Raw genomic sequence first — 25,247 nt, 5'->3', positions numbered from 1 at the left:
GTGCGCTCCAGATCTTACGTTTAGTAGACGGATTTATTGTTATTAACTGACGTAACCGGTTGTTCGATAAAGCGTGCCGCCAGCGCTTCTGCGCCGCGAGCGAGCAGGGTGGTGTCGACGCCGACGGCGACAAACAGCGCGCCGAGTTCAAGGTAGCGTTTCGCCAGCTGCTCGTTCGCCATCAGGATGCCGGGCGCTTTATCGGCGCTAAGGATCTGCGCGATCGCCTGCTCGATGGCGGCCTGCACCTCCGGGTGCTGCGGGTTGCCGGCAAAGCCCATGTCGGCGCTCAGATCCGCCGGGCCGATAAACACGCCGTCGACCCCTTCCACGTCGAGTATTTGCGGCAGGTTTTTCAGCGCCTCGCGGGTTTCGATCTGCACCAGCACGCACATGGCGTCGTTGGCCTGCTGCAGGTAGTCCGGAATCCGGTTCCAGTGCGAGGCGCGCGCCAGGGCGCTTCCGACGCCGCGAATGCCCGCGGGCGGGTAGCGGGTGGCACGTACCGCCAGCCGCGCTTCATCGGCGTTTTGCACCATCGGCACCAGCAGGGTTTGCGCGCCCACGTCCAGCAGCTGCTTGATCTGCACCGGGTCGTTCCACGACGGGCGCACCACCGGCTGGCTGGGATAAGGCGCGATGGCCTGTAATTGGGTTAACACGGTTTGTACGCTGTTCGGCGCGTGCTCGCCGTCGATCAGCAGCCAGTCGAAGCCTGCCCCGGCCAGCAGCTCGGCGCTGTAGCTGCTGGTCAGCCCCAGCCATAAGCCGATTTGCGGGCGTCCCGCCTGCAGCGCCGCTTTGAATGCGTTTTGCATGGTCCTCTCCTAAACAAAGCGGCAGCTGATGGAGCCCATGCTGCCGTAGTCGACGTGGAAGGTGTCGCCTCTGCTGGCGGGTACCGGGCGGGTAAAGGAGCCGCCGAGGATGATTTGCCCCGGCTCAAGCTGTACGTCGTACGGCGCCAGCTTGTTCGCCAGCCACGCGACGCCGTTCGCCGGGTGGTTAAGCACGCCTGCGGCAACGCCGGTCTCTTCGATCACGCCGTTGCGGTAGAGCAGGGCAGAGATCCAGCGCAGATCCAGCGCGTCGGGCTTAATCGGACGGCCGCCGAGGATCACCCCCGCGTTGGCGGCGTTATCGGAGATGGTGTCGAACACCTTGCGCGGGCGCTGGGTCTCCGGGTCAACGTTGTGGCAGCGGGCGTCGATCAGCTCCAGCGCGGGGATGACGTAGTCCGTAGCGTTGTAGACGTCGAAGATCGTGCAGTTCGGGCCGCGCAGCGGTTTTGCCAGCACGAAGGCCAGCTCCACTTCGATGCGCGGAACGATAAAGCGATCGACGGGAATGTCGCTGCCGTCGTGGAAAAACATGTCGTCCAGCAGCGCGCCATAGTCCGGCTCGCTAATCTGCGAGCTGGCCTGCATCGCTTTGGAGGTGAGGCCGATCTTGTGGCCCTTCAGCACGCGGCCTTCGGCGATTTTCAGGCTGACCCATTCGCGCTGGACGGCGTAGGCGTCTTCAATGGTGATCTCCGGGTACTCAAGGGAGATCGCGCGGATCTGCTCCCGGGTTTGTTCCGCCTGATGCAGGCGATGGGCGATCAGGGTATGGGTGTGTTTGTCGAGCATGGCGATATCCTGTTTTACGTTTTTCTCCCTCTCCCCGTGGGAGAGGGAGGCTGGCCGTGCCGGTTTTACTTAAACAACGCGTGCACGTTGTTCTGTTTGTAATTGAGCGTCGGATGCAGCTCGTCGAGCTCGAACGACAGTGCCAGATAGCGGTCGGCCATCAGCGCTGCGAAATGATCTTTAATCAACGCAAACAGCATCTCGCCCACCTGCTGGCGGCTCTCCAGGCTGCGCCCGGCACCAATCTTTAGCGTCATATGCACAAAGGCGTAGTCGTGCCTGCCGTCGGCCATCTGCCAGGTATCCAGCCAGTGGGCGCGGCTGCGGATACCGCCGATGGGAAAGATGCCCGTGGCGGCCAGCGCCTCGTTGACTTTGGCGAACAGCCCCGGCAGGTCGGCCTGCTCGCGGATGTTGTCGGTACATTCAGCAATAAAGTGCGGCATGGTGGCTCCTTACGCGGGCAGCGGGAAAACGGCGTTAACCTGGCCGGTGCCGGAGCTGGCGAACAGCTCGGTGAGGAACTCCACCTTGCCGTCGTATTTGTCCCAGCCGAGCATGCCCAGCAGCATCACGGTGTCGTGCATGTTGCCCTCGCCGTAGCAGTAGTCGGCGTACTCCGGCAGCATGCTGCAAAACTCTTTGAACTGGCCCTCGCGCCACAGCTTCACCACGCGCTCGTCCATCTGGCGGTCAAACTCGCGGGTGTAGCTGTTCATCCCTTCCTCCGCGCGCTGGTCGTCGATAAAGCGGTGCGACAGCGAGCCGCTGGCGAGCACCGCCACGGTGCCGTCGTATTTTTCGATGGCGCTGACGATGGCCTCGCCCAGCCTGCGGCTGTCGGCAAAGTCGTGTACCGTGCAGAACGCCGAGATGGAGACTACTTTGAAGTGTTTATCCGCGTTCATGTAGCGCATCGGCACCAGCGTGCCGTACTCCAGCTTGAGGCTCGGGATGTTGTGCGCTTTGGCGCGCACGCCGAGCTTCACCGCCTCGTCGGCGATCAGCTGGCCGAGTTCCGGGTTGCCGTCGTAGTCGTAGGTCATGTCGCGGATAAAGTGCGGCAGCTCGTTGCTGGTGTAGACGCCCGCAAAATGGTCCGCACAGTTGATGTGGTACGCGCTGTTCACCAGCCAGTGGGTATCGAACACGATGATGGTGTCCACGCCCAGCTCGCGGCAGCGCTTGCTGATTTCTTTATGCCCGTCGATGGCCGACTGGCGGCAGCCGTGGTTTTTCCCCGGCAGCTCGGAGAGGTACATCGACGGCACGTGGGTGATTTTTGCCGCTAGCGCTAATTTACCCATGGTCAGATCCCCCACTTTGGAATCGGATGGTCGCCCATGGAGATGCAGACGTTCTTCATCTCCGCGAACACTTCAAAGCTGTACTCCCCGCCCTCGCGGCCGGTGCCGGAGGCCTTCACGCCGCCAAACGGCTGGCGCAGGTCGCGCACGTTCTGGGTGTTCACGAACACCATGCCCGCTTCAATGCTGCGCGCCAGGCGCAGCACCTTGCTGACGTCCTGGGTCCAGATGTACGACGCCAGGCCGTACTCCACGTCGTTGGCCAGGCGCAGACCTTCCGCTTCGTCCTTGAACGGCAGCAGGCAGGCCACCGGCCCGAAGATCTCCTCCTGCGCCACACGCATGCGGTTGTCGACATCCGCCAGCACGGTTGGGCGCAGGAAGTTGCCGCCCTTCAGGTGCGCAGGCAGATCGGTCGGTTTGTCCGGGCCGCCCGCCAGCAGGGTTGCACCCTCTTCAATGCCGAGGCGGATGTAACCGGAGACCTTCTCCCAGTGCTGCTGGCTGATGAGCGCGCCGATCTGGGTGTTCGGATCGTTTGGATCCCCAACGCGCAGGCGGTTGGCGCGTTCGGCAAAGCGCTTCACGAATTCCGGGTAGATGCTCTGCTGGATGAAGATGCGCGAGCCCGCGGTGCAGCGCTCGCCGTTGATCGAGAAGATGGTGAACAGGGCGGCGTCCAGCGCGCGCTCGATGTCGGCATCTTCAAAAATCAGCACCGGGGATTTGCCGCCCAGCTCCATGGAGTATTTCTTCAGCCCGGCGTTTTTCATGATGTTGCGCCCGGTGGCGGTGCCGCCGGTGAAGGAGACGGCGCGCACGTCGTGATGGCGCACCAGCGCGTCGCCTGCCGTCGCGCCGTAGCCCTGCACCACGTTGAGCACGCCCGCCGGAATGCCCGCCTCCAGCGCCAGCTCGCCCAGACGGTCGGCGGTCAGCGGGGAGAGTTCAGACATCTTCAGCACCGCGGTGTTTCCGAGTGCCAGGCACGGCGCGACCTTCCAGGTGGCGGTCATAAACGGCACGTTCCAAGGCGACACCAGCGCGCAGACGCCCACCGGCTGCACCAGGGTGTAGTTGAGCATCTTGTCGTCGACCGGGTAGGTTTTGCCGTTCATCTGCTGGCACACCTCGGCGAAGAACTCGAAGTTGTGCGAGGCGCGCGGAATGAGCACGTTTTTAGTCTGGTGGATCGGCAGGCCGGTGTCGGCGGTTTCCATGGCGGCGATCTCGGGCACGTTCTGGTCGATCAGATCGCCCAGACGACGCATCAGGCGCGCGCGCTCCTTCATCGGCAGGTTGGCCCACTTCGGGAACGCCTCTTTGGCGGCGGCGACGGCCTGGTGAATTTCAGCTTCACCGCCGGAGGCGACTTCCGCTAATACCTCGCCGGAAGCCGGGTTGGTGGTGTGGAAGTACTCGCTTCCCGCGACGTTTTTACCGTTGATCCAGTGGTTAATCTTTTTCATTTTGCAGTCTCCTCGCTGACAATTCGGTTCACCAGGCGTCCCACGCCCTCCACTTCCACCACCACCTCATCGCCCGGCACCACGTCGGACAGCCCCTTCGGCGTGCCGGTGGCAATCATGTCGCCCGGCTGCAGGGTCATAAAATCGCTCAGGTACGCAATCAGGAACGGAATGCTGAAGATCAGATCCGCCGTGGTACCTTCCTGGCGCAGCTCGCCGTTGACGAAGGTGCGCAGGGCGAGGTTGTGCGGGTCGGGAATTGCCGCTTTCGGCACGACGTTTGGGGAAATGGGGGTCAGCCCGTCGCGGCTTTTTACCCGCAGGTTCGGGCGGTAGTAGTTTTCCAGGTAGTCGCGGATGGCGTAGTCGTTGCAGACCGTATAGCCCGCCACGTAGTCCATCGCCTCGGCTTCGCTGACCTTACGCGCGGTTTTACCGATGACCACCACCAGCTCCGCCTCGTAGTGCATGTATTCGATATTGTTCGGACGCACCGACGTCTGGCTGTCGCCGTTGAAGGTGTTTGGCGCTTTGATAAATACCAGCGGCTCGGTCGGTGGCTTGAAGTCCAGCTCGCTGGCGTGGTCGGCATAGTTCAGACCGAGGGCAAATAGCGTGGCGTGCGGCGGCGTGCTGTGGGCAACAGTGACGTTGCGCTCATCCACCACCGGGTTTTCCAGCGGCGGAAAGCCTTCTGCCAGAATGCGCACGCGATCGCCCGGGCGGATCTCCACGCGGCTTTGCGGCGTGCCGAGAAGGATCGCATCGCCGGGATTGAGGGTGGCGAACTCGCTCAGGGCGCTCAGCAGTTCGGCGGCGCTGCGCTGAAGATCGGCCGTGCTCCAGTGGTCCGCTTCGCGGCCGTTGATTTCGGTGATGATGGTCAGGTTATCCACGTTATCAACGGCGACAAGTTCGCCCAGCGGGCAAAATCCGTCCCGGCATTTGGCCTTGATGGCCGGGCGGTAGAAGCTCTCTTCCGGCAGGCTCACCTCGTTGGCGAGCGCATATCCCGCGATGTACTCCGCGGCGTCCTCCACGCGCACCCTGCTGGCGGTTTTGCCCACGACCAGCGCCACCGTCGCGCCGCTCAGCACCGTTTCCCCCTGCGGGAAGGGGATCGGCTCGCCCGCGCGAATCACCGTGTTGTGCGGTTTGATAAACCATACCGCCGTTTTCGGCGGCGTGCTGTAGGGGGCTTTTTCAAACGCCTCGCGCCAGGCTTCACGCTGGCTTTGATGGTTGAGGGCGACGGCAAAAACGGTACCTTTCATTCACATACTCCTCATCCCGGCGGTCCGGGTTATGATTTCATTAATATATTAATGATCTGGTTTTATGCTTTTGCTGTTTATTTCGCAATCAGAAGTGAAAAATTTGTGATATGAATAACAATAAATTTACATATTGGTTTTTATTTATATTTAAATCATGCAGTTAATAAAAATGAATGGTTTCTGTTAGACTTTTTGACGGAAAACGTGTTGTTTATAAAAGCATCTTTTAGTGATTGTTTACTTGTTAATGATGTGAAGGGAGAGCCTATGCATGACTCATTAACCATCGCGCTGCTGCAGGCGCGGGAAGCGGCGATGTCGTACTTCCGCCCGATCGTAAAGCGCCATAATCTGACCGAGCAGCAGTGGCGCATTGTGCGCGTGCTGGCTGAACATCCGTCGATGGATTTTCACGATCTGGCGTTTCGCACCTGCATCCTGCGCCCGAGCCTGACGGGCATTCTGACGCGGATGGAGCGCGACGGCCTGGTGCTGCGCTTAAAGCCGGTGAACGACCAGCGCAAGCTGTACGTGTCGCTGACCAAAGAGGGGAATGCGCTGTATGAACACGCCCAGGCGCAGGTCGAAGAGGCGTATCAGCAGATCGAGGCGGAATACACGCCGGAGAAGATGAAACAGCTGACGGCGCTGCTGGAAGAGTTTATTGAACTCGGAAACCGGCATAACGCAGCGCGGGAAGAAGAGTAAAAACCACAAATTCCAGAATGATTTTCGTAAAGTTTTCCCTTTCCAGGCCGAAAATTCTGTATCTGTCTGAGGAAAGAGAAAACATGTTAAACCGTATCAAGATTGTCACCAGCTTAATGCTGGTTTTAGCGATATTTGGCCTTTTACAACTCACGTCCGGTGGTCTTTTCTTTAATGCCCTTAAGAATGACAAAGAGAATTTCACCGTCCTGCAAACCATTCGCCAGCAACAATCCACGCTGAACGCCAGCTGGGTAGCGTTGCTGCAAACCCGTAATACCCTGAACCGTGCGGGTATCCGCTACATGATGGATCAGAGCAATATCGGCAGCGGCGCGACCGTTAACGATTTGATGCAAATCGCGTCTACGTCTCTGAAACAGGCGGAAAAAAACTGGGCTGCCTACGAAGCCCTGCCGCGCGATCCGCGTCAAAGCGATGCGGATGCCATGGAGATCAAGCGTAACTATGATATTTACCACGGCGCGCTGGCGGAGCTGATTCAGCTGCTGGGTGCCGGCAAAATCAACGCCTTCTTCGACCAGCCGACCCAGAGCTATCAGGACGGTTTTGAGAAGCAGTATGTGAGCTACCTGCAGCAGAATGACAAGCTGTACCAGACGGCGGTCGAAGACAGCAACAGCTCCTTCAGCCAGGCTATCTGGGTGCTGATCAGCGTCCTGATTGCCGTGCTGGTGGTGATCGTGGCCGTCTGGCTCAACATCAAGCAGACGCTGATCTCTCCGCTGAATCGTCTGATCGACAACATTCGCCATATCGCCAGCGGCGACCTGGTGAAGCGCATTGAGGTTCAGGGCACCAACGAGATGGGTGAACTGGCCGACTCGCTGCGCCATATGCAGGGTGAGCTGGTGCGTACCGTCGGCGACGTGCGTAACGGCGCGAACGCTATCTACAGCGGCGCGAGCGAAATTGCGATGGGCAACAACGACCTCTCTTCCCGTACTGAACAGCAGGCCGCTTCTCTGGAAGAGACCGCTGCCAGCATGGAGCAGCTGACGGCGACCGTTAAGCAGAACGCCGAAAACGCCCGTCAGGCGAGCCATCTTGCGCTGAGCGCCTCTGAAACCGCGCAGAAAGGCGGCAAAGTGGTGGATAACGTGGTGCAGACCATGCGTGATATCGCGGGCAGTTCGCAGAAAATTGCCGACATTATCAGCGTGATCGACGGCATTGCCTTCCAGACCAACATTCTGGCACTGAACGCGGCGGTAGAAGCGGCGCGTGCGGGCGAGCAGGGTCGTGGTTTTGCGGTGGTGGCAGGTGAAGTACGTAACCTGGCCCAGCGCAGCGCCCAGGCAGCACGCGAGATCAAGAGTCTGATTGAAGACTCCGTGGGCCGCGTGGAAGTAGGTTCAACGCTGGTAGAAAGCGCCGGTGAAACCATGGGTGAGATCGTGAACGCGGTGACCCGCGTAACGGACATCATGGGTGAAATCGCCTCTGCGTCTGACGAGCAGAGCCGCGGTATCGACCAGGTGGGTCTGGCGGTAGCTGAGATGGATCGCGTGACCCAGCAGAACGCCTCGCTGGTTGAGGAATCTGCCGCAGCGGCCGCCGCACTGGAAGAGCAGGCGAGCCGTCTGACTCAGGCCGTGGCGGTGTTCCGCATTCAGCAGGAGCAGATGAAAGCGCGCGAATTCGCTGCGGCTAAAGCGGTTTCCACGCCGGTGATGGCGCGTAAAACCGCGACTGCCGATTCAGGCGATAACTGGGAAACGTTCTAACCCGGTGCGTTGTGCCGGGTGGCGGCTGCGCCTTACCCGGCCTACGGTTCAGGGTTTTGTAGGCCCGGTAAGCGCAGCGCCACCGGGCGATATTACAGAGGCAGGCGCATGGCGCAGCGCGTTTCATACGCGAAACCGTGCGCTGTCTCTTCTTCCCTTTTCTGACGCAGTTCAGGCGTCAGCGTCGTCATTTTTTCAAACCCCAGCCGCGCATAGAACGGCGCGTTCCACGGTACGTCCCTGAACGTCGTCAACGTCAGCGCTGTCAGCCCTCTTTTACGGGCATGGTCTGCCACGCAGGCGATGAGCTGCCTGCCGATCCCTTTTCCCTGCCACTCCAGATCAACCGAGAGTTCGACAATAAACAGTGATGAAGGATGGGCCTCGGCAAGGATAAATCCGACGGGCTTGTCGTTCGCCAGCGCCAGCCAGCTTAGCCCACGTTCGGCATACTCAAGGTGCTGCTCAGCGGAAATGACCTCGCCGTCGGCAAGCCAGGCGAGATCCGGGCTTTCACGAAAACGCTCGCCCGCCGCGCGTTCAATGGCGGGCAGGGCGATAATGTCGTGAGGGGTAGTGGGGCGAATGCGAATATTCATGGCGGGAAGTATAGCCTGACCCGTCGACATTATTCCGAGCAGATCAGCACCGGCGAGTAAAAATTGCTGATCACCAGCGCGTCTTCCGGCGTGCGCTCTATCGTCAGAAGCCTTTTATTGCCCAGCGTCAGGCCCGCGACGTACTTTTCAAAGACTCCGGGCGGCATGGCATCGTGGCTAAAACGCTCCACTTTTTGAATGACAATTTCATACAGTTCGCCCTCCACGTGACGCCATTTAAACATCTCCTGGCGGGAAACCTCCCAGCTGCGCGGGGCATTCACCACGCTGCCGTTTAGCGTGATGTACCCCGTTTTGTCGGGATGAAAACGCATAATGATCTCGCCGTCAAAGGTGAAATCGTGGCTGTCGCGCCTGTCGGAGAAGGTCAGGTTTCCATCGCAGGCTACCGAGAGCGGGGGCGTGTGGAAGTACCAGGCCAGCGCGGCGCCCAGCAGCAGCAGGTTGAGGATCAGGATTAGCCAAACTTTTTTGTGTTTCATATCACCACTCGTAATAGTAAAGCGTACGACAGGCGCTGGCTTTACCCTGCGTGAGGGAACACTGGGAGAGCACCAGCCGCCCTTCGTGGCCGTAGAAAAGCGTTCTCTGAATGTGCATGTAGAAGATGGAGTTTTTCAGGCACGGAAGATGGCCGTCCTGCTGAAGAGTCTGCGCCAGCCCAATCGCCTTCTCATGGAACACGTCCGCCAGCGGCGTAAAGGTGTAGACCGGACAGGTGCCGATATGCGTCAGCAGATGGATCTCCCTCTGCGAGTTTTCTGGCTTAATGAGCGCGATCCAGATGCATAGCGCAACGACGACCAGCGTGAGCGCGCCGCAGAACAGCCATTCCGGGCGAACGCGCCATGCAGCTTGCGCCGTTTCGGCGGTCGGTGGGGCCTCCTCAAGCGGGGTGACCGTGACGTCTGCGCTGAGCATAAAGCCAGTTTTCGGTACGGTAACGATAAAGAGCTCGTCGGGAAGCAGAGTCGCCAGCATCTTGCGCAGAATGCTGATGTACTGGTTTAAGGAGTTGTTAGACCCCTGAAGCCCTCGCCGATCCCAGACTTCCTGAAGAAAGGTTTCCCGTTCGACCACGTTCCCATGATGCTGAACCAGCAGCCTCAGGATGGTATTCGCCGTACAGGTGAGGAGCTGCGCATCTTCATCCGGCGCATTGATAAGAGAAACAGAACCGTCCTCGTCGTTATAGACGATGGCGTCAGCAAGCAGGTATTTCATAAGTTGTTGTAATAAAAACAGAGATAACGAATAAAAAGAGAAGGCTTACGCCTTCCGGGCAGCACTGCTGGCTATTTTAACGCCACTGTTACCGATAACATTGATCCAGACAGGATTTTGGGTGGTTTAATAAGTCAGCGTGATAATCACGTCATCAATAAATTCCCCGGTACCGGTTAGCGGCTGTGCCGGGACTTCGCCGTAAACGGTGTAGTTCTGGGTGCCGCCTGCGGGATTGGTGACCTGCAGCGCATCGCCGCTGCTTTGATCCCCCCAACGTTGCGTGGCCGACTCATCCTGCCAGAGCCCGTAGCGCAGGCACTGGCCCTCGTTGTTGCAGAGCTGTCGCTGATTACCGCTGGCATGGTTGCCTTTGCCCATGGCAAGGGTGAACGCGGTTCCGGCCGGACAGCGCGTGGTGAGGGTGGCGGTGGATCGCGTCGGGCGCAGGGTTGCGGTGCTGGTCAGGGTGCCGAAGTTAAGCGGTGTCACGCGCTCGATGTAGCATCCCTGGCTGATTTCGGCCTGCGCGTTGGTGCCGCCCTGCACCTGCTCCCCCTCTGCTGAACCGTCCGAGCAGTTTTGCAGCGCATCCTGACGCACGGCGCTGTGCCAGGCGATGCGCAGATTCATGTTGTAGTTGTAATAGTGGTAGGCCGGAAGCTGGCTTTGCCCTGCCGGAATGGTCGCGATAAGCGGAAAGGTACCGCTGACGTTGGCATTGCTTTCCGCGGCCAGGGTCTGCTGAATCAGGTTCCCGCTGCTGGCAGGCCCCAGCTCCTGAGCGCGCGCTGCGCCGTTAAGCAGGCGGAAGAGGAGAGTGTACTGTTTCCCCTCCTGGTCCCCCGGCGAGATCATCTCAAAGGGCGGGGCGTCTACGCTGCTCAGGCAGACGTTGATAAATTCCGTTCTGCCCTCGTTGTCGGCCTGGCAGCTAAATTTTACCTCGGTGTTGACGGAGGTTGTATTGCCCGCCACGACGTTGCCAAAGTTAATGGCGGGCGTGGAGGTTATCCAGCAGGCTGCCGCCATCGCCTTCACGGACAGGACGAGCAGCAATAATAACGGCGCTCTTAATGACACAGTTGTTCTCCGATATTCTGTATAGATGACGCGGTACGCGGCTCCGAAAGCGTGACCCGGCACTCCCCCTCACCGGTCTTCACCACCAGTTCACCCGGCAGGGGCGGATCTTCAAGCCAGATAAAGCCGTCGCGTCCTACGATGGTCGCACCCTGCGGCGTTGACACGACGCTGCCCAGCGGGAGCGGCCTGCGGCGGCTGTCGACCAGCCGGGCCTGAACCGTGACGGCGTGATGGACGTTAAAATCGACTTTTACCGCGCTGCCGTTGCCCGGTCTGGCATGCATGTCGGTGACGGGAGCGATCACATCGGCGGGCAGATCGAGCGGGTTAATGCTGATTTTGCTGTTGTGGTAACGCGGCAGGTCGGTCAGCAGGAGATAACCGTCCTCATCCGTTTCACCGGCCGGGCGGTTTTCCAGCATCACCGGTACGTGCCCAATGCCGTGCGTTGACACCAGCGCCATGCCCTGCTGGATATAGCGCAGCGCGTGCAGGCTGCCGTCCAGCAGCGTCAGGCTGCCTTCGGCTGAGGCGTACTGGTTGCCCTGGTTAGCACCTTGCTGCAGCCCAACGTGCCATTCGCCCGCTCGGCCCAGATAGCCTACGTCCGCATATCTTTCACGTCGTTCGCCAAAGCCCTGGCCCAGCTCCCATGACCAGCCGCCGGCCTCATCGTCCGGCTGGTGGCGGTAATCCATGCGCGGTTTATCCCGGCTGGCCTGAACGGAGAGCGTGTCCTCTCGACCCAATGGGACGGAAAGCAGCAGCTGAACGTGACTCGACGAATCCGTAAACGAGCGGGTATAGCTCAGCGTGGTGGAGATGTGTGCTGGCAGCGACAGCGACCAGGAGGCGTTGAGGTAACGCTGTGTATTGCCCTGAATGTTCTGCTGTACCCAGCCTGCGCCCACGGTTCCGAAGTGGGGGACGGACTGGCTTACCCAGACGCTGTCGCTGCGTCTGACGGGCGCGGCACCGCTCATACGGGCGTTGTCGGCGAATCCCGCCCCGGTGCGGACGGTGCTGGCAGAAATGCCCGTTCCTCTCCCGTTCCACTGCCAGCCGAGGCCCCACTGAACGCCCTGACCGTAAGGGCTGTCGCTCACGGCAACGTGCTGGCTGACCACCCCTACGGCGGGAGAGACCAGCCAGTCAGCGCCCGTGCCCACGTTGCGCAGCCTGCGCTGCTGTTCCGTATGCAGCGCCAGCGTCAGGTGATTATTCACCCCATAGCGCCAGCCCGCGTCCAGCAGAGGCGAGGCGGCATAGTCGTCGGAGTGCTGGGCGTAGTTTTCCCGCATCCAGCCGATGTCCAGCGAGCCGCTGCTGAGCCCTTCCGCCAGCATGCCCGGCGCGCCGTAGAGATCGAGCTGTACGGCGCGACGCTGACCGTTGATATCGGTAATGACCACCTCCGCCTGCCCGCTGCCGGTGAAGGAGGGCAGGGTATCCAGCAGAAAGTCTCCCGGCGTGACGCGCTGGCTGCTCTGCTTAAGGCCGTCGATATACAGATCGACCGTGGAAGGCAGCACGGCCGTGTCGCTGTAGCGGCTGCGCGGTTCGGTATTGAGCTGGGGATTGAGCTCAAAATTACGTGCCCAGTGCAGACCGCCAAAGCGTACCTGCCGGCTCCAGCGGGTGCCGGTGGTGATGCTGTCGCCCAGCGCCAGCGTGGTCAGCGAGTCGGTATTATCCCACTGCCAGCGGGTTTCAAGACGGGTGTGGGTAGGCCGACCGGCGCTGTTTTCCTCCCCTGCATGGCTTGAAAAACTGCTGCTGAACGTTCCGGGTAACCCTCCGGACGCGGTCAGCATGGTCTGGGCGTTAAGCTGGCGCTTCCCCTGCGCATCGCTGGCGTAGAGCGCGTATCCGAGCGTATACGCGCTGACGGGCTGCGCATCAGGATAGCGGTAAAGCGGTGTGGGCTTTGAGTCGGTCAGATGCTGCTGGCCCTCGAACGCCTCTGCCTCTGCGGTAATCGACACCTGCTGGGACAGCACGTCGACATTGACCTTCAGGCCCGGCAGGGAGGTCAGCTCAACCCACCCGGCACGATCGTCCGGGGCGTGAAGCCCCAGCTTTTTCATGTCGCTGCGGCTTATCCATAGCGCATTATCCACCACCCGGCAGGCCCAGAGCTCGCCTCGCGGGGCGTGGTTCACGGTAATGGCCAGCCATTGTACGGTGTCGGCGGGTTCAGCCCGGGCTGACAGCATGAGCGGTAGCCAAAACAGGAGCGCGAGAAGCGAGCGGGCGCAGGGGTATCTGGCTGGCATGGTGGTCATCATTGAGATAGACGCGCAGCGTGCTGAGCGCGTGTCGTGAAGCCTGCTTAAGCGGTAAAAGGGCGGTTTGTCCCGGGAGCACATAGCCCGCCAGGCCTTTAATCGAGCCTACAACCTGCCCATCGGCCGTCAGGGCTTCAAGGTGGCTCAGGCGGATGTGGCGATTTCCGGCGTTAAAGCAGCGGAGGGTGGCCGGCATTTCTGCCTGCTCGCAGTTCAGTGCATCGTGGCTGGCTGGCGCGTTCTGGTTCCCGGCAATAAACACCGGAATCGAGTAGCGCAGCAGGAAGTGCACCGCGTTGGGATTGGCGGCACGGGACGTGGCGTCCGGCAGTTCGTCGATGACCAGCCGGTAACTTTGCTCCTGTGCACGGACGCCAGGCTGCATGACGATAATACGCACCAGCTGCTGCTGGCCCGGCGCCAGTGATGTCATCGCCGGGCTGCTGACCACCTCCCCGGTGGCCACCAGAACATCTTTACCGTTTTTTTGCGTCCATTCGTACACCCGAATCTGCGCATGGATGGCCGCTTTCCCACTGTTAGTGAGATAGACCGCCGCTGCCCGCTGATTGCTCTGCAGGTCGAGCGTTACCGGGGCCACCTGAAGCGTGGCGGCCAGCGCGTAGCGCGACAGCAGCGCCAGCATCATGAGCCAAAGAATGAAGCAGGGAAGGTAGCGACGCACGATCAGTACTCCAGTTTTAACGTGATATCGTCGCTGTAGGTACCTGCCTGGGCGGTGGTCAGCGCTCCGGCGTCAATGACGCCATACAGCGTTTCCTCCTGTTCCGCACCGTTGCCGGTATCGTCCAGGCCATTCGTGCCGGTGATTTGCGTCTGTTTGCCTTCGTCGGCAAAGAGTTTCCACGCAATCTTCTGCGCGCCCGTTTCGCCGTTTTCCGGCTTCAGCCAGAAGGTACCGTTTTCGCCGTCGTTGCTGGTGGCTGTGAGGGTGAAAGGCGTGCCGTTGGTACAGACGATATCGACCTGCGTTTTGGCCTGGATTTCGCTCGACTCATCGGAGCCGTGACGCGAGAAGTTGAGGTCGTTGGCTTTAAGGGTGCACGACTTCACGACCTCAAGTGATACGTGCATCGTCGCGCTTGCGGTACTGTCTGCGGCGATTGCAGCAGCAGGAAGCAGGAGAACGGAACAACATACAAGGGTGGGAATAATTTTCATGATCTTATTTCCTGACGTGAGTAACAGTGCAATTACAAAGCGAATGACTGAGCGTCCAGCAGGCAGAGTTTTCGATGGAATTCCGCCAGGCTGTGACAACAAAATTTGTTCATCGCGTTACGCTTGTGGGTGTAGATCGTTTTAGGGGACTTATTCATGATTTTTGCGATGCGAACCGGACTGAATCCTTTATGGAGCAACATGCAAACCCGCCTCTCCTGATGCGAGAGCGTGGCGGCGTTTTCGATGGCGAATGTCGTATCGCTAAAACAGTGGCTTAGCTGCGCAAACGAGAGGTTGTCCGCGACTACCCGGACCCGCTCGTTGCGCAGGCAGGCGTGAACGTCGCAGACCCGCGCGGCATCCGTAAATACCAGCCAGTTCTCTCCAGTGTGTGTATTGAGCAGCCGTTCCTGCAGGTGCAAAAGCCCTTCAGGATTAACGTCATGGATCCAATACATCTCCGGGCGAGGGGTAACGGCCGTCGAGATCATCGAAGTGAGGCCAAGCCATAAAAACGTATTCCCGCTCAGAACGATAACCTGATAACCAGCATTCGGAATGAAAGAGGTCATTTTCTACCCCACAGATAGCCCTGGCCGTAATCGGCCGCGCTGGCGCGGGCCAGCGCGAAATCACCCGCGGTTTCGATGCCTTCGATCAGCACCTTGCTGGCGACGCGCTTGCACTGGCGGGTGAGATGCAGAAACTTTGCCTGCTCGATCCGCCCGTTCCAGAAGGTATGTTTGTCAATTTTGATGCCGCAGAAGCGGATCTGGCTGGTCAGAAGATCGGGAAGAAGGTCTTCGCAGACATCGTCTGCCCATACTTCTATCCCCCACTGATGGAGCGTCGCGATGCATTTCCGCAGTGCCTGGCTTTGCGTATCCTCAAGCTGGACCATCGTATGGAGATCGGTGACCTCGATAGCAAGTCTCTCCGGGCAGGGTGTCTCTTCTTTTAGCCTGTCGAGGAAGTCCGTTTCCAGCAGTAAATCCGATGTCGCATTGAGATAATACTTGTCCCCATCCTTGCAAAACATGGCATGACGAAGCTGCGCAAAGAAGTGCGCTTTACGCTGCGTCGCGGGCATCGAGCCAAAGTAATCTTCAAGATTGACGTGGGGCTTTGCCGTAGACAATACCTCCCAGGCAATCACATTTTCACTGCGCAGTGCCCGGATGGATTCGAACTTATAGCCGGTTAGCATGATAAAAGTGCGTAACGCTCCGTTGTGATTTCAGGAGTCGCACATTTTATGGATTTGTATTTTGGCGGGATATTTATAGATAAAAATGGCTTATATAAAGTGTTTTTATCTAATTTATAAGCATAATATAGAATTATTTATTTTCATAAGCGCCCGGCAGCACGCCGGGCGCGACGCGTGTTAACCCGCTTTGCTGACGATTTTGATTTCAACCATGCCGATCCCGAGCTCGCGCGGTGAGTGCCCAAGGATATTCCCCTCGTTCGTGGACTGCGGGTCCGGCGGCACGATCACCAGGGTATTGCTGCGCGAAGGATTCTCAAAATGCAGCGTCTGCGTGCTGACGTCGTTCCCAAGCGTCAGCGTCTGCTCCCGATCGCCCACGCGCACGGGGACGGGCTTGTTAGCGTTGGGGCCATACGCTCTGGCGGTGATCACCAGGTCGAACTGTTCCGGCAGGGGATGGGCGTACTCAATTTTCACCTCGTTGCCCAGCTGCGCGTTGGACCAGCGCCCCCAGGACTCCGGACGCGAGATGCCGCTAAACTGCTTCACTTCCTCGGGCGCGCCGGCCACGTTGAAGATAAAGCTGTCCGCTTTGTAGCGAATATCGTTATCGCTGACTTTCAGCATGTCGATGTTGTGCTGATAGCGCGCGGTATCAATCACCGTATCGTTGAACGCGGTTTTGCCTTTCCACTGGGCTTTATCCACGTGCTGCACGGTTTGCTCCCCGCCGAGCTGGCCCTGAGAGACGCACCAGTCGGTAGAAAGCGCCAGCGGCTGCGACCAGAGCTGGCCCATTTTGTAGCACCTGTCGACCCAGACAAAATTATCGCGTGGGGCAAAATCGGCCAGCTGATAGCGCAGCGGCGCGGAATATTCGCTTTCCGGCAGCGGCTCGACGCGCCCCTCCGACACGCGCACCAGCAGCGGCAGACGGAAGCTGCTGCCCGAGAAGGCAATCGTGTTTTTATCCCGATCGACGGTGAAGTCCTTCATCTCTTTCGGGAAGTTCCACAGGCGGATAATGTCTGGCTTCCAGGCGAGGATTTTATCCTTCATGTTGAGGAACACTTCCGACAGGGATTGTCCCGACAGCGTGCTGCGGCCCAGGCCAATAAAGTTGTCGCCGCCCAGAATGTCCAGCACGGTTGCGCCGTTATCCATGGAGTTGCGTTTGGTGGCAATTACCTCCTGCTGCGGCTGGTCGCCGCGCAGGACAAAGAACAGGTTGCTGCGATCCTGCTTGTTGAGCTGATCCCAGGCGCTGTTTTTCATCGCCAGATGGTCAGACGAAACGACGATGACGGTGTTTTTAAACCAGGGCGAGGCTTTGATTTTCTCGACCAGCGCGGCAATGTGCTCCTGACTACAGGTCACGGCGCTGAAAGACTTGTTGTTTTTGCCGTCCACGTCATAGCTTTTGCGTTTGCAGCTGCGCGAGACGAACCCGTCCGGATGGTGGGTATCCACCGTCAGCGCAAAGAGGGAGAAACGCTTGCCCGCGCGGGAAAGCTCCTCGAATTTCTTCCAGGTTTCGTCGAGCACCGTATCGTCATAGAAGCCCCAGTCGTTACGATAGCTCGGATCGGCAACCGTCGTTTTTAACTCTTCTGAGCCATACAGGTGGTCAAAACCGTGGGATTTCAGGAACACGTCTTTTCCGGCAAAGCGCAGGTTTGCCCCCTGCACAAAATAGTTTTCGTAGCCGGAGTTTTTCAGGATATCGCCGAGGCAAATATTCTGTGGGAAGAACGTCGACATCGAGGCTGAGGCGTTACCTTCAAAAGGCGCAAACAGCGGGATACCGCACTGGGAGGCAACCATCCCGGCAATCGTATAATCCGTGCCGGGCAGCTGCATGGTGTGGCTGAAATCGAGACCTTCATTTTTCAGCGCCCCCAGGTCCGGCGTCAGGTCAGGGAACGCATCGTTATCAAAGTACGTGCGCTCCAGGCTTTCGCCGTAGATGTAGACCAGATTGAGCTTCGGGTTGGCGATCGTTTTCGACGGTTCTTTATAGTAAGCCACGAAATCAGGATCGCCGTCGCGCGACTGGGATTTTACCAGCTCGGTGATCTGATGGAACGCCGGGCTGGCGTCGACGGAGGCCAGCGCCAGGAACAACGCCAGCAGGCTATAGCCATGATGGTGCGGGTGATGGCGACGTCGACGCAACACCCAGGCCAGCGCGCCAAAAATCGTCACCAGCGCGACGATAAGGCCGAGCCCCGGAAGAATGTACTTGCCCACACCCGCGCCCGTCAGGCTGTTCGTCAGCGTGTAGAGCACCGCATCGTTAATACCGTCACCGGTAAAGTAGTCGCTGGCGTATAAGGTAATGTTTAAAATAATAAAAATGCCGAGCACCACCAGCGTGGCGATAAACCACCAGGTGTGACGGCCGGCTTTCCAGGCGTAAACGCCGACAGAAGCCAGAAAAAGGATAAGAGACATGAATTCTGACAACAGCATATCCTCATGACGCCAGGTGCTTCGCTGGCTAACTGTTTATTTTTTGGGTCATACAATGTAATTGCGATGTCGTTAAGCTGCAATTTTAGTGTCACGAAAGTGTGCTGTTGTTAGGATTTGGTTTAGAAAATCGTTTTATGAAGAAGGTCGCATCCTGACAAACGGACGCTGAGACGGTGGCAGGTAGGAAAAACGCTCGTTTAGCGCCGCGTTGCAAGACTATCGCATTAAACGCGGCGTGTTGTGGCAGAAAATGGGATGGATCAGGAGATGAAATTAACGCCTTGTTTCAGCACCAGATCGCAGGCTTTGGTTTTCACCTGTTTTGCCAGAGAAGAGTTGCCGAGGGTGCTCAGGTTTAGCTGCTGCCCGTTTTGCGCGTTAAGCAGGCCCTGAATGCCGTCCATATAGTTGGTGTCCGCTTTCTGCTCCTGAGTATCCAGACCCAGTTTACCCAGCACCTGGTTTTTCACGTTTTGCGCGTCGGTCACGGAGGCCAGCTTTTGCTTCGCGCAATATTCCAGAATCCCCGCCGCGTTATTCATCGTGCCCGCGCTGAGGCTTTGAGAGCTATTGCCCAGCAGGCTGGTGAGGGAAGAGGCGGAGAGTCCGCCCTGAGAGCTGCTGCTCTCTTTGGTCAGCTCATTTGCCGCGCTTGACAGGGACTCCTGCCAGGACGCCGCTTGCGCCGCGCCGGTCACCAGCAGCGCGCCTAAAAAGGTGCTGATTAGAATCTGTTTTTTCATCATGGCTCTCTCAAAAAGGTCCGTTTTGGGCCGAAGGGGTTCCAGTATATACCTATGCCCTGGCGGCGATTCCTGGAACTGTCTTAATACTCTTTGCCGGTAACGCGGCTGCGGTAACTTTCCCAGTCGAAGATGACATAGAGACTATTACCGAGCTTCATGCGATCCATAACGCGTTCACCCAGTAAGCGGGTCATCTCGTCGATATTGTGGTTCGTCAGCATGCCGGTGGGGCGCTTGGACGAGGAGCGGCGGTCGACAATCTGGTTGATGATCACTTTTTCATAGCGGGATTCTGTCTGAACGCCAATCTCGTCGATGACCAGTAAATCGACATTGCTCAGATCGTTGAGCAATTGCTCTTCGCTGGTTTCGCGGTTGCTGAACGTGTCTTTCATCGCAGACATGATATCGGCCACGGTGATGATGAGAACCGATTTACCCCGCAGAAGCAGCTCGTTGCAGATGGCGGCCGCAAGGTGGTTTTTTCCGGTGCCCGGCTTGCCGCTAAAGATGAAGCTGGCGATATTGCCGTCGAATTCATCCACGTACTGACGGGCGGCGGCAAGGGCGTTCATCTGCCCGCTGGTCTCGATTTTATAGTTATCGAACGAGCAGTTCTGGTGCAGGGGACGTATACCTGAGCGGTTAAAGGTGCGCTGCATTTTCATCGCCCGGTTTTCCCGGGCGAGCGCGGCGGCGCGGATCTCACCTTGCTCTTTTTGCCACGCCAGCAGCTCTTCACCCGTGGTGAACGCGGGCTTCACGTTGGCAGGCATCATTTTTTGCAGACGTTTCATCAGGTCGCCGACGTTCTTCATTTCGCACCTCGGAATCCGCTGGGGATCTGTTTATCCGGTTCGGAAAACGCGTTGATATCGCGTTTAGGCTGGCCGTTGTTGCCGGCGCGGGTAATTTGAAGATGACGCGCGAGCTTTTGCTGCCACTGAATATGGGTGAAGACTTTACCTTCCGCCTGCCACCAGGCGGTAAACGCGGCGAGCTCTTCCGCAGTGGCCGGCTGGGTTAGCGCAATGCCCCACAGCGCGGCCTGCCGCTGAAAATCAGCATCCGGCTGCCAGCCCGCGTACAGGGCAAATTTTCCCATCGGAACGGTCACGGGGACGTTAACCGGTTCATCAAAGAACTGGTTGTCCAGCGTGATATCACTCGCCGGGCGTGACAGTTGCGCTTCAATCTCCAGAAGCTGCGCCAGGCGTTCCGGCGTGATTGCGTAGAACGCCGGAGCGTTGTCGGCAAATACCGCAACCGTGCCGCCTTCGGCATGGGTCAACACACCGCGTGGGTCGCGCATAAAGGCATCAATGCCAGCAATGCTGGTGGTCAGAATTCTGGAGGACATAACGCTTACTCTACTGATTACTACGGGCGTGATATGGGCTTATGGTAGCACAGAGAGAGGAAAGGGAAGGAGGGGATTTCCCCGGTGGCGCTGCGCTTACCGGGGCTACAGTCATAGACCTGATAAGCGCAGCGCCATCAGGCATTTATCACGCGATGATATTCAGGGTCACGTCGATGTTGCCGCGGGTCGCGTTAGAGTACGGGCAAACAATGTGCGCCGCATCGACCAGCTTTTTAGCTTCCGCGGGATCCATTCCCTCAACGTGGATGTTCAGTTTTGCTTCGATACCAAAACCGGTTGGCAGCGGGCCAATACCCACTTCGCCCTCAATAAACGCATCTTTTGGCAGGGTAAATTTATCGCGTGCGGCCACGAACTTCATCGCGCCCAGGAAGCAGGCAGAGTAGCCCGCAGCAAACAGCTGCTCAGGGTTCGTCACTTCTCCGCCCATGCCGCCCATCTCTTTCGGCACGCCCAGTTTTACGTCCAGTACGCCATCGGAAGAGGTCGCGCGACCGTCACGGCCACCGGTTGCTTTTGCTTTGGCGGTATAAACAACTTTTTCTAAAGACATGGCAGGTTCCTCATCTTGCTTTAATGTGTGCTATTAAATAGCGTGCGATATATATGGGTAATAATCACGCGTAAAGTATAGCTTTACGCGCGGTGTAGCTGTTGTCGCAAAAGTTCGAGCTGCTGTTTAAGCGCCAGCAAAGTGTCGGTATCACACTGCGCTGCGCAGCCCACCGCATGGGGAATACCCAATGCCTGCTGCTGAAGTTCACGTCCCGCTTCACTCAGGGTGACGGCGACCTGACGTTCGTCTTTGCGTGAACGGTGACGGTTGATTAACCCACCGCTTTCCAGCCGTTTTAACAGCGGCGTCAGGGTCGCAGAATCCAGAAACAGGCGTTCGCCGATGTCCGACACCGTGACGTCATCCTGCTCCCACAGCACCAGCATTACCAGATATTGCGGGTAAGTCAGGTTCAGCGGTGCCAGCAGTTGCCGGTACAGCTTGTTAAGCGCCAGATTTGCCGAATAGAGGGCAAAGCAGAGCTGGTTATCCAGCTTGAGCGCAGCGGTTGCGTCGTTCGTTTTCGCGTTCATGAGATGAATATAAGTAGTGTGCGATTTAATTGCAAGCAATTTTATGGGCAGGTGTAGCGGAGCGCCACCTGAACGGCCATTTTGCGATAGTGCTGGCGCTGAGCCTGTTCGTCCGCCCCGTCTTCAAACAGGAGCGTGAAGGTGTAACTGTTGGCAACGTAGTGAAAGCTGAAGCTGCTTATCAGGCGGTGAAGATCGCGGGCGTCAACCGTCTGGCTGAAGAGCTGTTTTTCTTTGCCCCGGTGCAGGATGCCCTCCAGCAGGTCGAGCGCGCTACGGTTGACCTGGCGAAGATAGCTCGACTGCTGCATAAAGCGGCCCCGCTGCATGTTTTCCATGCAGATAATCCGGATGTAGTCCGGGTGGTCGGCATGATAGTCAAAGGTGGCTTCAACCAGGTTGACCAGCGCTTCGACGGGGGGCATTCCCGCCAGGCTTAGCGCTTTTTCACTGGCGCGAATCTGGGTGTAAACATGTTCCAGAACCAGGAGATAGAGATTCTCTTTATTTTTAAAATGGTAAACCACCATGCGTTTGGTGGTGCCCGCTTTTTCCGCGATCTGCTCCATGCGGGCACCGTTCAATCCATACTCGGCAAAAAGCGCGATGGCGCTCTGAAAAATTTTCTCTTTCAGGCTGGATTCTTCGTTGTGCTCGGGGTGTTCGCTGCCAGGGTTAGCCACATCCTTTCCTTATTTTCACCAAACGGACCAGAAGGATTATCTCCATGGCAGCGAAATAACACAAATATCAAACGCGTGGGCGTTTGCGGTACAGCCACAGCCCGGGGATCGACAGCCCGATGGAGAGCGCGCCGACGATGGACGAGGCTTTAAGAAAGTTGCTCAGGAGGAGGATCATCTGCGGCTCGGTGTAGCCAAAATGGCTGATTTTCACCGCGGAAATCATCGCCGTATACGCAGATATGCCCGGGAACATGGGGATCACGGCGGCGACAGTGAACACCTTGGGATGCGCCAGATACCAGCGCGACCACTGGATGCCGATACTGCCAACCAGCATGGAGGCCATAAATGTCGACCATTCGATGTTAAATCCTGCGGTCATCATTACCATTCGCGAGCCATGACCAATCGCGCCCAGCAGCGCACACCACCGCAGAGCACGTTGCGGAACGTTAAACACCATCGCAAAGCCGACGGCAGGAATGGCGGCCAGAAGCATGTCCTGTGCCAGCGCCAGCAGAAAATCTATCACGCCCATCCGCGTAACCCCCAGAGTGTCATGGCCATTACTACGCCGATGCAGGTCGCCAGCGTCAGCAGGCTGGCAATAGCCCAGCGTGCCAGACCGGTATTGATGTGTCCTTTAAACATGTCGGCAACGGCGTTGATCAACGGAAAGCCCGGAACAAGCAGAAGCACGCTGGCGGCCATGGCAATCGTCGGGGTAGTGGCAAACTGCGGCAGGCGCAGCAGCAGGCCGGAAACCGTTGTGGCGACAAACGCGGTAATGCAGAAGTTAATTTGCGGATGCAGCTGTCTGTGCGTCAGCAGCTGGCGAACATACATGGCGATACTGCTGGCGAAAAAGGTGACGATCGCGCCGTCCCAGCCGCCTTTATTGAGCTTACAAAAGCAGGCGCAAGACAGCCCTACCATCACCACGACAAGCCAGCGCGGATAACGTAATGGCTTAATTTGGCTGAACCGTTTTTCAATCTCACGAAGATCGAGAAGCTTATGTTCAGCAAGGATGACGATGTGCTGCACTTCGGTCACGACGTGCATGTTTATGCCGCGGTCATGGTTTTTGCGGGTGGAGGTCAGGCACTGACCGTCTTTGATCGTGGTCAGCACGATGGCGTTGGATGAAATAGCGCTTTCAACGCTATCCATACCCAGCGCCAGTCCCAGCCGGGTGGAAAGCTCCTCAACCAGCGCGCTTTCCGCACCGTGCTGGAGCAGAAAAAGACCGCACTGAATACATAGCCGCGTGATAGCACGCTGCGTTGACCGATCTGCCTGCATGTATTGTCCTGAAGAAGGTCGAAAGTTGCCGGTTGGCCCATAGCGATTACTTTTAGCACAAAGTGCAGTGCCTCTTGCTGTGGGCCAGATCAAGGTTTATGCAAACAGTTGCTGCCCTTAAGTGCGGAAGGGGCTGGGATTAATTCATCATTTTGGTGAATTATTAATATTAAAATATAAGTTATTTATATTTAGTTATTCTAATTTTATATTGTAGTTATTTTAATGACACTGCAATTAAAATTAATTTCGCTTTGTGAGATATTACTGCTGTTTAGGCATTTCTTAAACTAAGAATACATCTCATCTTCTGCTTGTATTAACCTGCTTTACACTCAGGGACGAAAAATACTCATACGTTGAGGCATTTTAACGTTACTCATCACATGAAGAATGGACACGGAGGGTCTATGTTGTCTTTGCACGGTAAGCATAGCGTTATCATTAGCCGGATACCGGTCATGCAAAACGGGTTAGGGGGCGTGATGACTCGCCATTTCCCCGATTTTGAATTGACCTATTGCAGCTCATTGCAGGAGTTAACACTGCTCCAGCTACGCCGCGCTGACGTCATCATTGCCGATATTTCAGGCGAATACTGGAATCCTCGGGGCGCGCTCGAAGAGTATTTCAGTTTATTGAATCAATACCGGAACATTCACTGGATCTTTTTAGTTTCGCGGCCGCTTAACCCTATTGCCGTTGAGTTACTTGTGCGCCCGGAAAGTACGTTGCTTTCTGATATTGAACCCATTGAAGGGCTGGTTAACGCTATTCGGGCAGGTAGCGAACGCGCAGAGCGGGTAAGCCAGGCGTTGTTAACCCCGGAACCTCAAAGTACGGGGGAAGAAGACGAACAGGTTATCGCGCTCACGCACTCCGAACGCAAAGTATTGCGGCTGTTAGGTAAAGGATGGGGGATTAACCAAATCGCCACATTGCTCAAGAAGAGCAATAAAACCGTCAGTGCGCAGAAAAACAGTGCGATGCGACGGCTGTCATTACGCAGTAATGCCGATATGTACGCCTGGATAAACAGTACACAGGGAATGCGAGAGCTGAGTTTGATGTCAGCCTATGGAGAGTTCGAGGAATGGAAAAAACCGATTCAACAAGACATATCGCCGTCGTCGAAAATTGCACGATGAGTGCTGTTGGGCTAAAGCATCTTTTTGCGATGCCCGGCCTGAATCATTATCAACTGCATCTGTTTAGTGAATTTGATAGCTTTAAGAAAGCACTTCAGCACGTCGAGTTTTTCTCGCTGATCTATTCATATTCCGATGCGCGAGACGACCGTCGTAGCTGCCTGGCGCACCTGCGGGATTTTGCGTTTACGCATGGTCATATCCAGCGCATTATCCTGGTCGCTGATGAGATGGAAGCAAGATTAATTAGCCATCTTTCCCCATCACGCCTTCACGGTGTGGTGAGTAAATCGCTGAAGCTTGAGCACCTGCAGAAGGAACTCATGGTGTTGCTGAGCGAAACCCTGCGCATCAATGACAATATGATGAATCACTGGTACCAGAGCCAAAGCAGAATGTTAAGCCCAACGGAACGGGCAATATTGCGTTATATGTCTTGCGGCTATTCCATTCCTCAAATCGCGGCACAGCTTGAACGCAATATTAAGACCATCCGGGCGCATAAGTTTAATGCGATGGTGAAGCTGGGGGTGAACTCTGACGTAGGGTTACTCGATGCGGCGGATATTATTACCCACCTTCCGGCAAGCGAACCGCAAGGTTCGGCACTCAGTAAGCCGACCTTTTTATAACCTGCCTGTTGCGCGCCAGACAGGCT

At 57.4% G+C, this 25,247-nt stretch carries 28 protein-coding genes; 4 read left to right on the top strand and 24 right to left on the bottom strand.

Annotated elements, in window-relative coordinates; all coding sequences use genetic code 11:
* Positions 1–20: 20 nt before the first annotated feature.
* The 6 genes from hpaI to hpaG form a co-directional block, all read right to left on the bottom strand.
* Entirely contained in the window at positions 21–818 is a 798-nt protein-coding gene (gene hpaI / locus DFO52_RS15640) for a 4-hydroxy-2-oxoheptanedioate aldolase (protein WP_133550718.1), read from the bottom strand.
* Between the two features lie 9 nt (positions 819–827).
* On the bottom strand, positions 828–1,631 hold the full coding sequence (gene hpaH / locus DFO52_RS15635; protein ID WP_029741351.1) for a 2-oxo-hept-4-ene-1,7-dioate hydratase: 804 nt from the start codon (positions 1,629–1,631) through the stop codon (positions 828–830).
* Between the two features lie 65 nt (positions 1,632–1,696).
* Positions 1,697–2,077 carry a 5-carboxymethyl-2-hydroxymuconate Delta-isomerase gene (locus tag DFO52_RS15630; RefSeq protein ID WP_059347216.1) on the bottom strand — a complete coding sequence of 127 codons (381 nt, stop codon included), beginning with the start codon at positions 2,075–2,077 and terminating at the stop codon, positions 1,697–1,699.
* Between the two features lie 9 nt (positions 2,078–2,086).
* Positions 2,087–2,938: a 3,4-dihydroxyphenylacetate 2,3-dioxygenase gene (hpaD, locus tag DFO52_RS15625; RefSeq protein ID WP_045888120.1), complete on the bottom strand. Its 852-nt coding sequence runs from the start codon at positions 2,936–2,938 to the stop codon at positions 2,087–2,089.
* A 2-nt stretch (positions 2,939–2,940) separates the two neighbouring features.
* The gene (hpaE, locus tag DFO52_RS15620; RefSeq protein ID WP_133550717.1) at positions 2,941–4,407 is read right to left on the bottom strand and encodes a 5-carboxymethyl-2-hydroxymuconate semialdehyde dehydrogenase; all 1,467 of its coding nucleotides are present in this window, start codon (positions 4,405–4,407) and stop codon (positions 2,941–2,943) included.
* On the bottom strand, positions 4,404–5,681 hold the full coding sequence (gene hpaG / locus DFO52_RS15615; protein ID WP_133550716.1) for a 4-hydroxyphenylacetate degradation bifunctional isomerase/decarboxylase: 1,278 nt from the start codon (positions 5,679–5,681) through the stop codon (positions 4,404–4,406). The genes hpaE and hpaG overlap by 4 nt, the downstream gene beginning before the upstream one ends.
* Before the next feature lie 270 nt (positions 5,682–5,951).
* Here hpaG and hpaR point away from each other — a divergent pair, with 270 nt between their 5' ends.
* Both hpaR and tsr read left to right on the top strand, forming a co-directional pair.
* Positions 5,952–6,392 carry a homoprotocatechuate degradation operon regulator HpaR gene (gene hpaR, locus DFO52_RS15610; RefSeq protein ID WP_023334396.1) on the top strand — a complete coding sequence of 147 codons (441 nt, stop codon included), beginning with the start codon at positions 5,952–5,954 and terminating at the stop codon, positions 6,390–6,392.
* Positions 6,393–6,475: 83 nt separating this feature from the next.
* Positions 6,476–8,140: a methyl-accepting chemotaxis protein gene (gene tsr / locus DFO52_RS15605; RefSeq protein ID WP_029741346.1), complete on the top strand. Its 1,665-nt coding sequence runs from the start codon at positions 6,476–6,478 to the stop codon at positions 8,138–8,140.
* Between the two features lie 92 nt (positions 8,141–8,232).
* Here the strand turns inward: tsr and DFO52_RS15600 are convergent, their stop codons facing one another.
* The 18 genes from DFO52_RS15600 to DFO52_RS15515 form a co-directional block, all read right to left on the bottom strand.
* Positions 8,233–8,739: a GNAT family N-acetyltransferase gene (locus tag DFO52_RS15600; protein ID WP_133550715.1), complete on the bottom strand. Its 507-nt coding sequence runs from the start codon at positions 8,737–8,739 to the stop codon at positions 8,233–8,235.
* 29 nt (positions 8,740–8,768) lie between these two features.
* Entirely contained in the window at positions 8,769–9,242 is a 474-nt protein-coding gene (locus DFO52_RS15595) for a hypothetical protein (protein ID WP_047646579.1), read from the bottom strand.
* Position 9,243: 1 nt separating this feature from the next.
* A complete protein-coding gene (locus DFO52_RS15590; RefSeq protein WP_133550714.1) occupies positions 9,244–9,984 on the bottom strand; it encodes a winged helix-turn-helix domain-containing protein in 741 nt (246 codons plus the stop codon).
* Between the two features lie 126 nt (positions 9,985–10,110).
* Positions 10,111–11,067 carry a spore coat U domain-containing protein gene (locus DFO52_RS15585; protein WP_133550713.1) on the bottom strand — a complete coding sequence of 319 codons (957 nt, stop codon included), beginning with the start codon at positions 11,065–11,067 and terminating at the stop codon, positions 10,111–10,113.
* Complete coding sequence (locus DFO52_RS15580) at positions 11,058–13,346, bottom strand: fimbria/pilus outer membrane usher protein (RefSeq protein ID WP_243737944.1); 2,289 nt, start codon at positions 13,344–13,346, stop codon at positions 11,058–11,060. The genes DFO52_RS15585 and DFO52_RS15580 overlap by 10 nt, the downstream gene beginning before the upstream one ends.
* Complete coding sequence (locus DFO52_RS15575; RefSeq protein ID WP_047646583.1) at positions 13,267–14,043, bottom strand: molecular chaperone; 777 nt, start codon at positions 14,041–14,043, stop codon at positions 13,267–13,269. Before DFO52_RS15575 ends, DFO52_RS15580 begins: the two co-directional genes overlap by 80 nt.
* 2 nt (positions 14,044–14,045) lie before the next feature.
* Positions 14,046–14,540 carry a spore coat protein U domain-containing protein gene (locus DFO52_RS15570; protein ID WP_029741339.1) on the bottom strand — a complete coding sequence of 165 codons (495 nt, stop codon included), beginning with the start codon at positions 14,538–14,540 and terminating at the stop codon, positions 14,046–14,048.
* Between the two features lie 32 nt (positions 14,541–14,572).
* Positions 14,573–15,115 (bottom strand): LuxR family transcriptional regulator, encoded by a 543-nt coding sequence (locus DFO52_RS15565; RefSeq protein ID WP_133550712.1) that lies wholly within the window; start codon positions 15,113–15,115, stop codon positions 14,573–14,575.
* The gene (locus DFO52_RS15560; RefSeq protein WP_029741337.1) at positions 15,112–15,750 is read right to left on the bottom strand and encodes an EAL domain-containing protein; all 639 of its coding nucleotides are present in this window, start codon (positions 15,748–15,750) and stop codon (positions 15,112–15,114) included. The genes DFO52_RS15565 and DFO52_RS15560 overlap by 4 nt, the downstream gene beginning before the upstream one ends.
* 180 nt (positions 15,751–15,930) lie before the next feature.
* Positions 15,931–18,222 carry a phosphatidylglycerol--membrane-oligosaccharide glycerophosphotransferase gene (gene opgB / locus DFO52_RS15555; protein ID WP_133550711.1) on the bottom strand — a complete coding sequence of 764 codons (2,292 nt, stop codon included), beginning with the start codon at positions 18,220–18,222 and terminating at the stop codon, positions 15,931–15,933.
* A 269-nt stretch (positions 18,223–18,491) separates the two neighbouring features.
* A complete protein-coding gene (locus DFO52_RS15550; protein WP_073001066.1) occupies positions 18,492–18,974 on the bottom strand; it encodes a DUF2501 domain-containing protein in 483 nt (160 codons plus the stop codon).
* Between the two features lie 83 nt (positions 18,975–19,057).
* Positions 19,058–19,795: a DNA replication protein DnaC gene (dnaC, locus tag DFO52_RS15545; RefSeq protein WP_023310297.1), complete on the bottom strand. Its 738-nt coding sequence runs from the start codon at positions 19,793–19,795 to the stop codon at positions 19,058–19,060.
* Positions 19,792–20,337, bottom strand: a complete 546-nt coding sequence (gene dnaT / locus DFO52_RS15540) for a primosomal protein DnaT (RefSeq protein ID WP_029742210.1) — start codon at positions 20,335–20,337, stop codon at positions 19,792–19,794. The genes dnaC and dnaT overlap by 4 nt, the downstream gene beginning before the upstream one ends.
* Positions 20,338–20,485: 148 nt before the next feature.
* The gene (locus DFO52_RS15535) at positions 20,486–20,914 is read right to left on the bottom strand and encodes an organic hydroperoxide resistance protein (protein ID WP_023310299.1); all 429 of its coding nucleotides are present in this window, start codon (positions 20,912–20,914) and stop codon (positions 20,486–20,488) included.
* Positions 20,915–20,997: 83 nt separating this feature from the next.
* The gene (locus tag DFO52_RS15530; RefSeq protein WP_033146484.1) at positions 20,998–21,450 is read right to left on the bottom strand and encodes a MarR family transcriptional regulator; all 453 of its coding nucleotides are present in this window, start codon (positions 21,448–21,450) and stop codon (positions 20,998–21,000) included.
* A 41-nt stretch (positions 21,451–21,491) separates the two neighbouring features.
* Complete coding sequence (locus DFO52_RS15525) at positions 21,492–22,133, bottom strand: TetR family transcriptional regulator (RefSeq protein ID WP_133550710.1); 642 nt, start codon at positions 22,131–22,133, stop codon at positions 21,492–21,494.
* Positions 22,134–22,200: 67 nt separating this feature from the next.
* On the bottom strand, positions 22,201–22,674 hold the full coding sequence (locus tag DFO52_RS15520; RefSeq protein ID WP_023310302.1) for a threonine/serine exporter: 474 nt from the start codon (positions 22,672–22,674) through the stop codon (positions 22,201–22,203).
* The gene (locus DFO52_RS15515) at positions 22,665–23,441 is read right to left on the bottom strand and encodes a threonine/serine exporter ThrE family protein (protein ID WP_023310303.1); all 777 of its coding nucleotides are present in this window, start codon (positions 23,439–23,441) and stop codon (positions 22,665–22,667) included. The genes DFO52_RS15520 and DFO52_RS15515 overlap by 10 nt, the downstream gene beginning before the upstream one ends.
* Positions 23,442–23,851: 410 nt before the next feature.
* Between DFO52_RS15515 and DFO52_RS15510 the strand changes: the two genes are divergently transcribed.
* Together DFO52_RS15510 and bglJ are read left to right on the top strand one after the other, a co-directional pair.
* Positions 23,852–24,589: a response regulator transcription factor gene (locus DFO52_RS15510; RefSeq protein WP_126303609.1), complete on the top strand. Its 738-nt coding sequence runs from the start codon at positions 23,852–23,854 to the stop codon at positions 24,587–24,589.
* A complete protein-coding gene (bglJ, locus tag DFO52_RS15505; protein ID WP_133550757.1) occupies positions 24,586–25,221 on the top strand; it encodes a DNA-binding transcriptional activator BglJ in 636 nt (211 codons plus the stop codon). Before DFO52_RS15510 ends, bglJ begins: the two co-directional genes overlap by 4 nt.
* Positions 25,222–25,247 lie beyond the last annotated feature (26 nt).

Origin of the sequence: Enterobacter sp. AG326, from assembly GCF_004362415.1 — a bacterium.
Taxonomy (GTDB): domain Bacteria; phylum Pseudomonadota; class Gammaproteobacteria; order Enterobacterales; family Enterobacteriaceae; genus Enterobacter; species Enterobacter asburiae.
The sequence above is the reverse complement of the archived record's forward strand: the minus strand, read 5'-3'. Positions and strand labels throughout refer to the sequence as shown.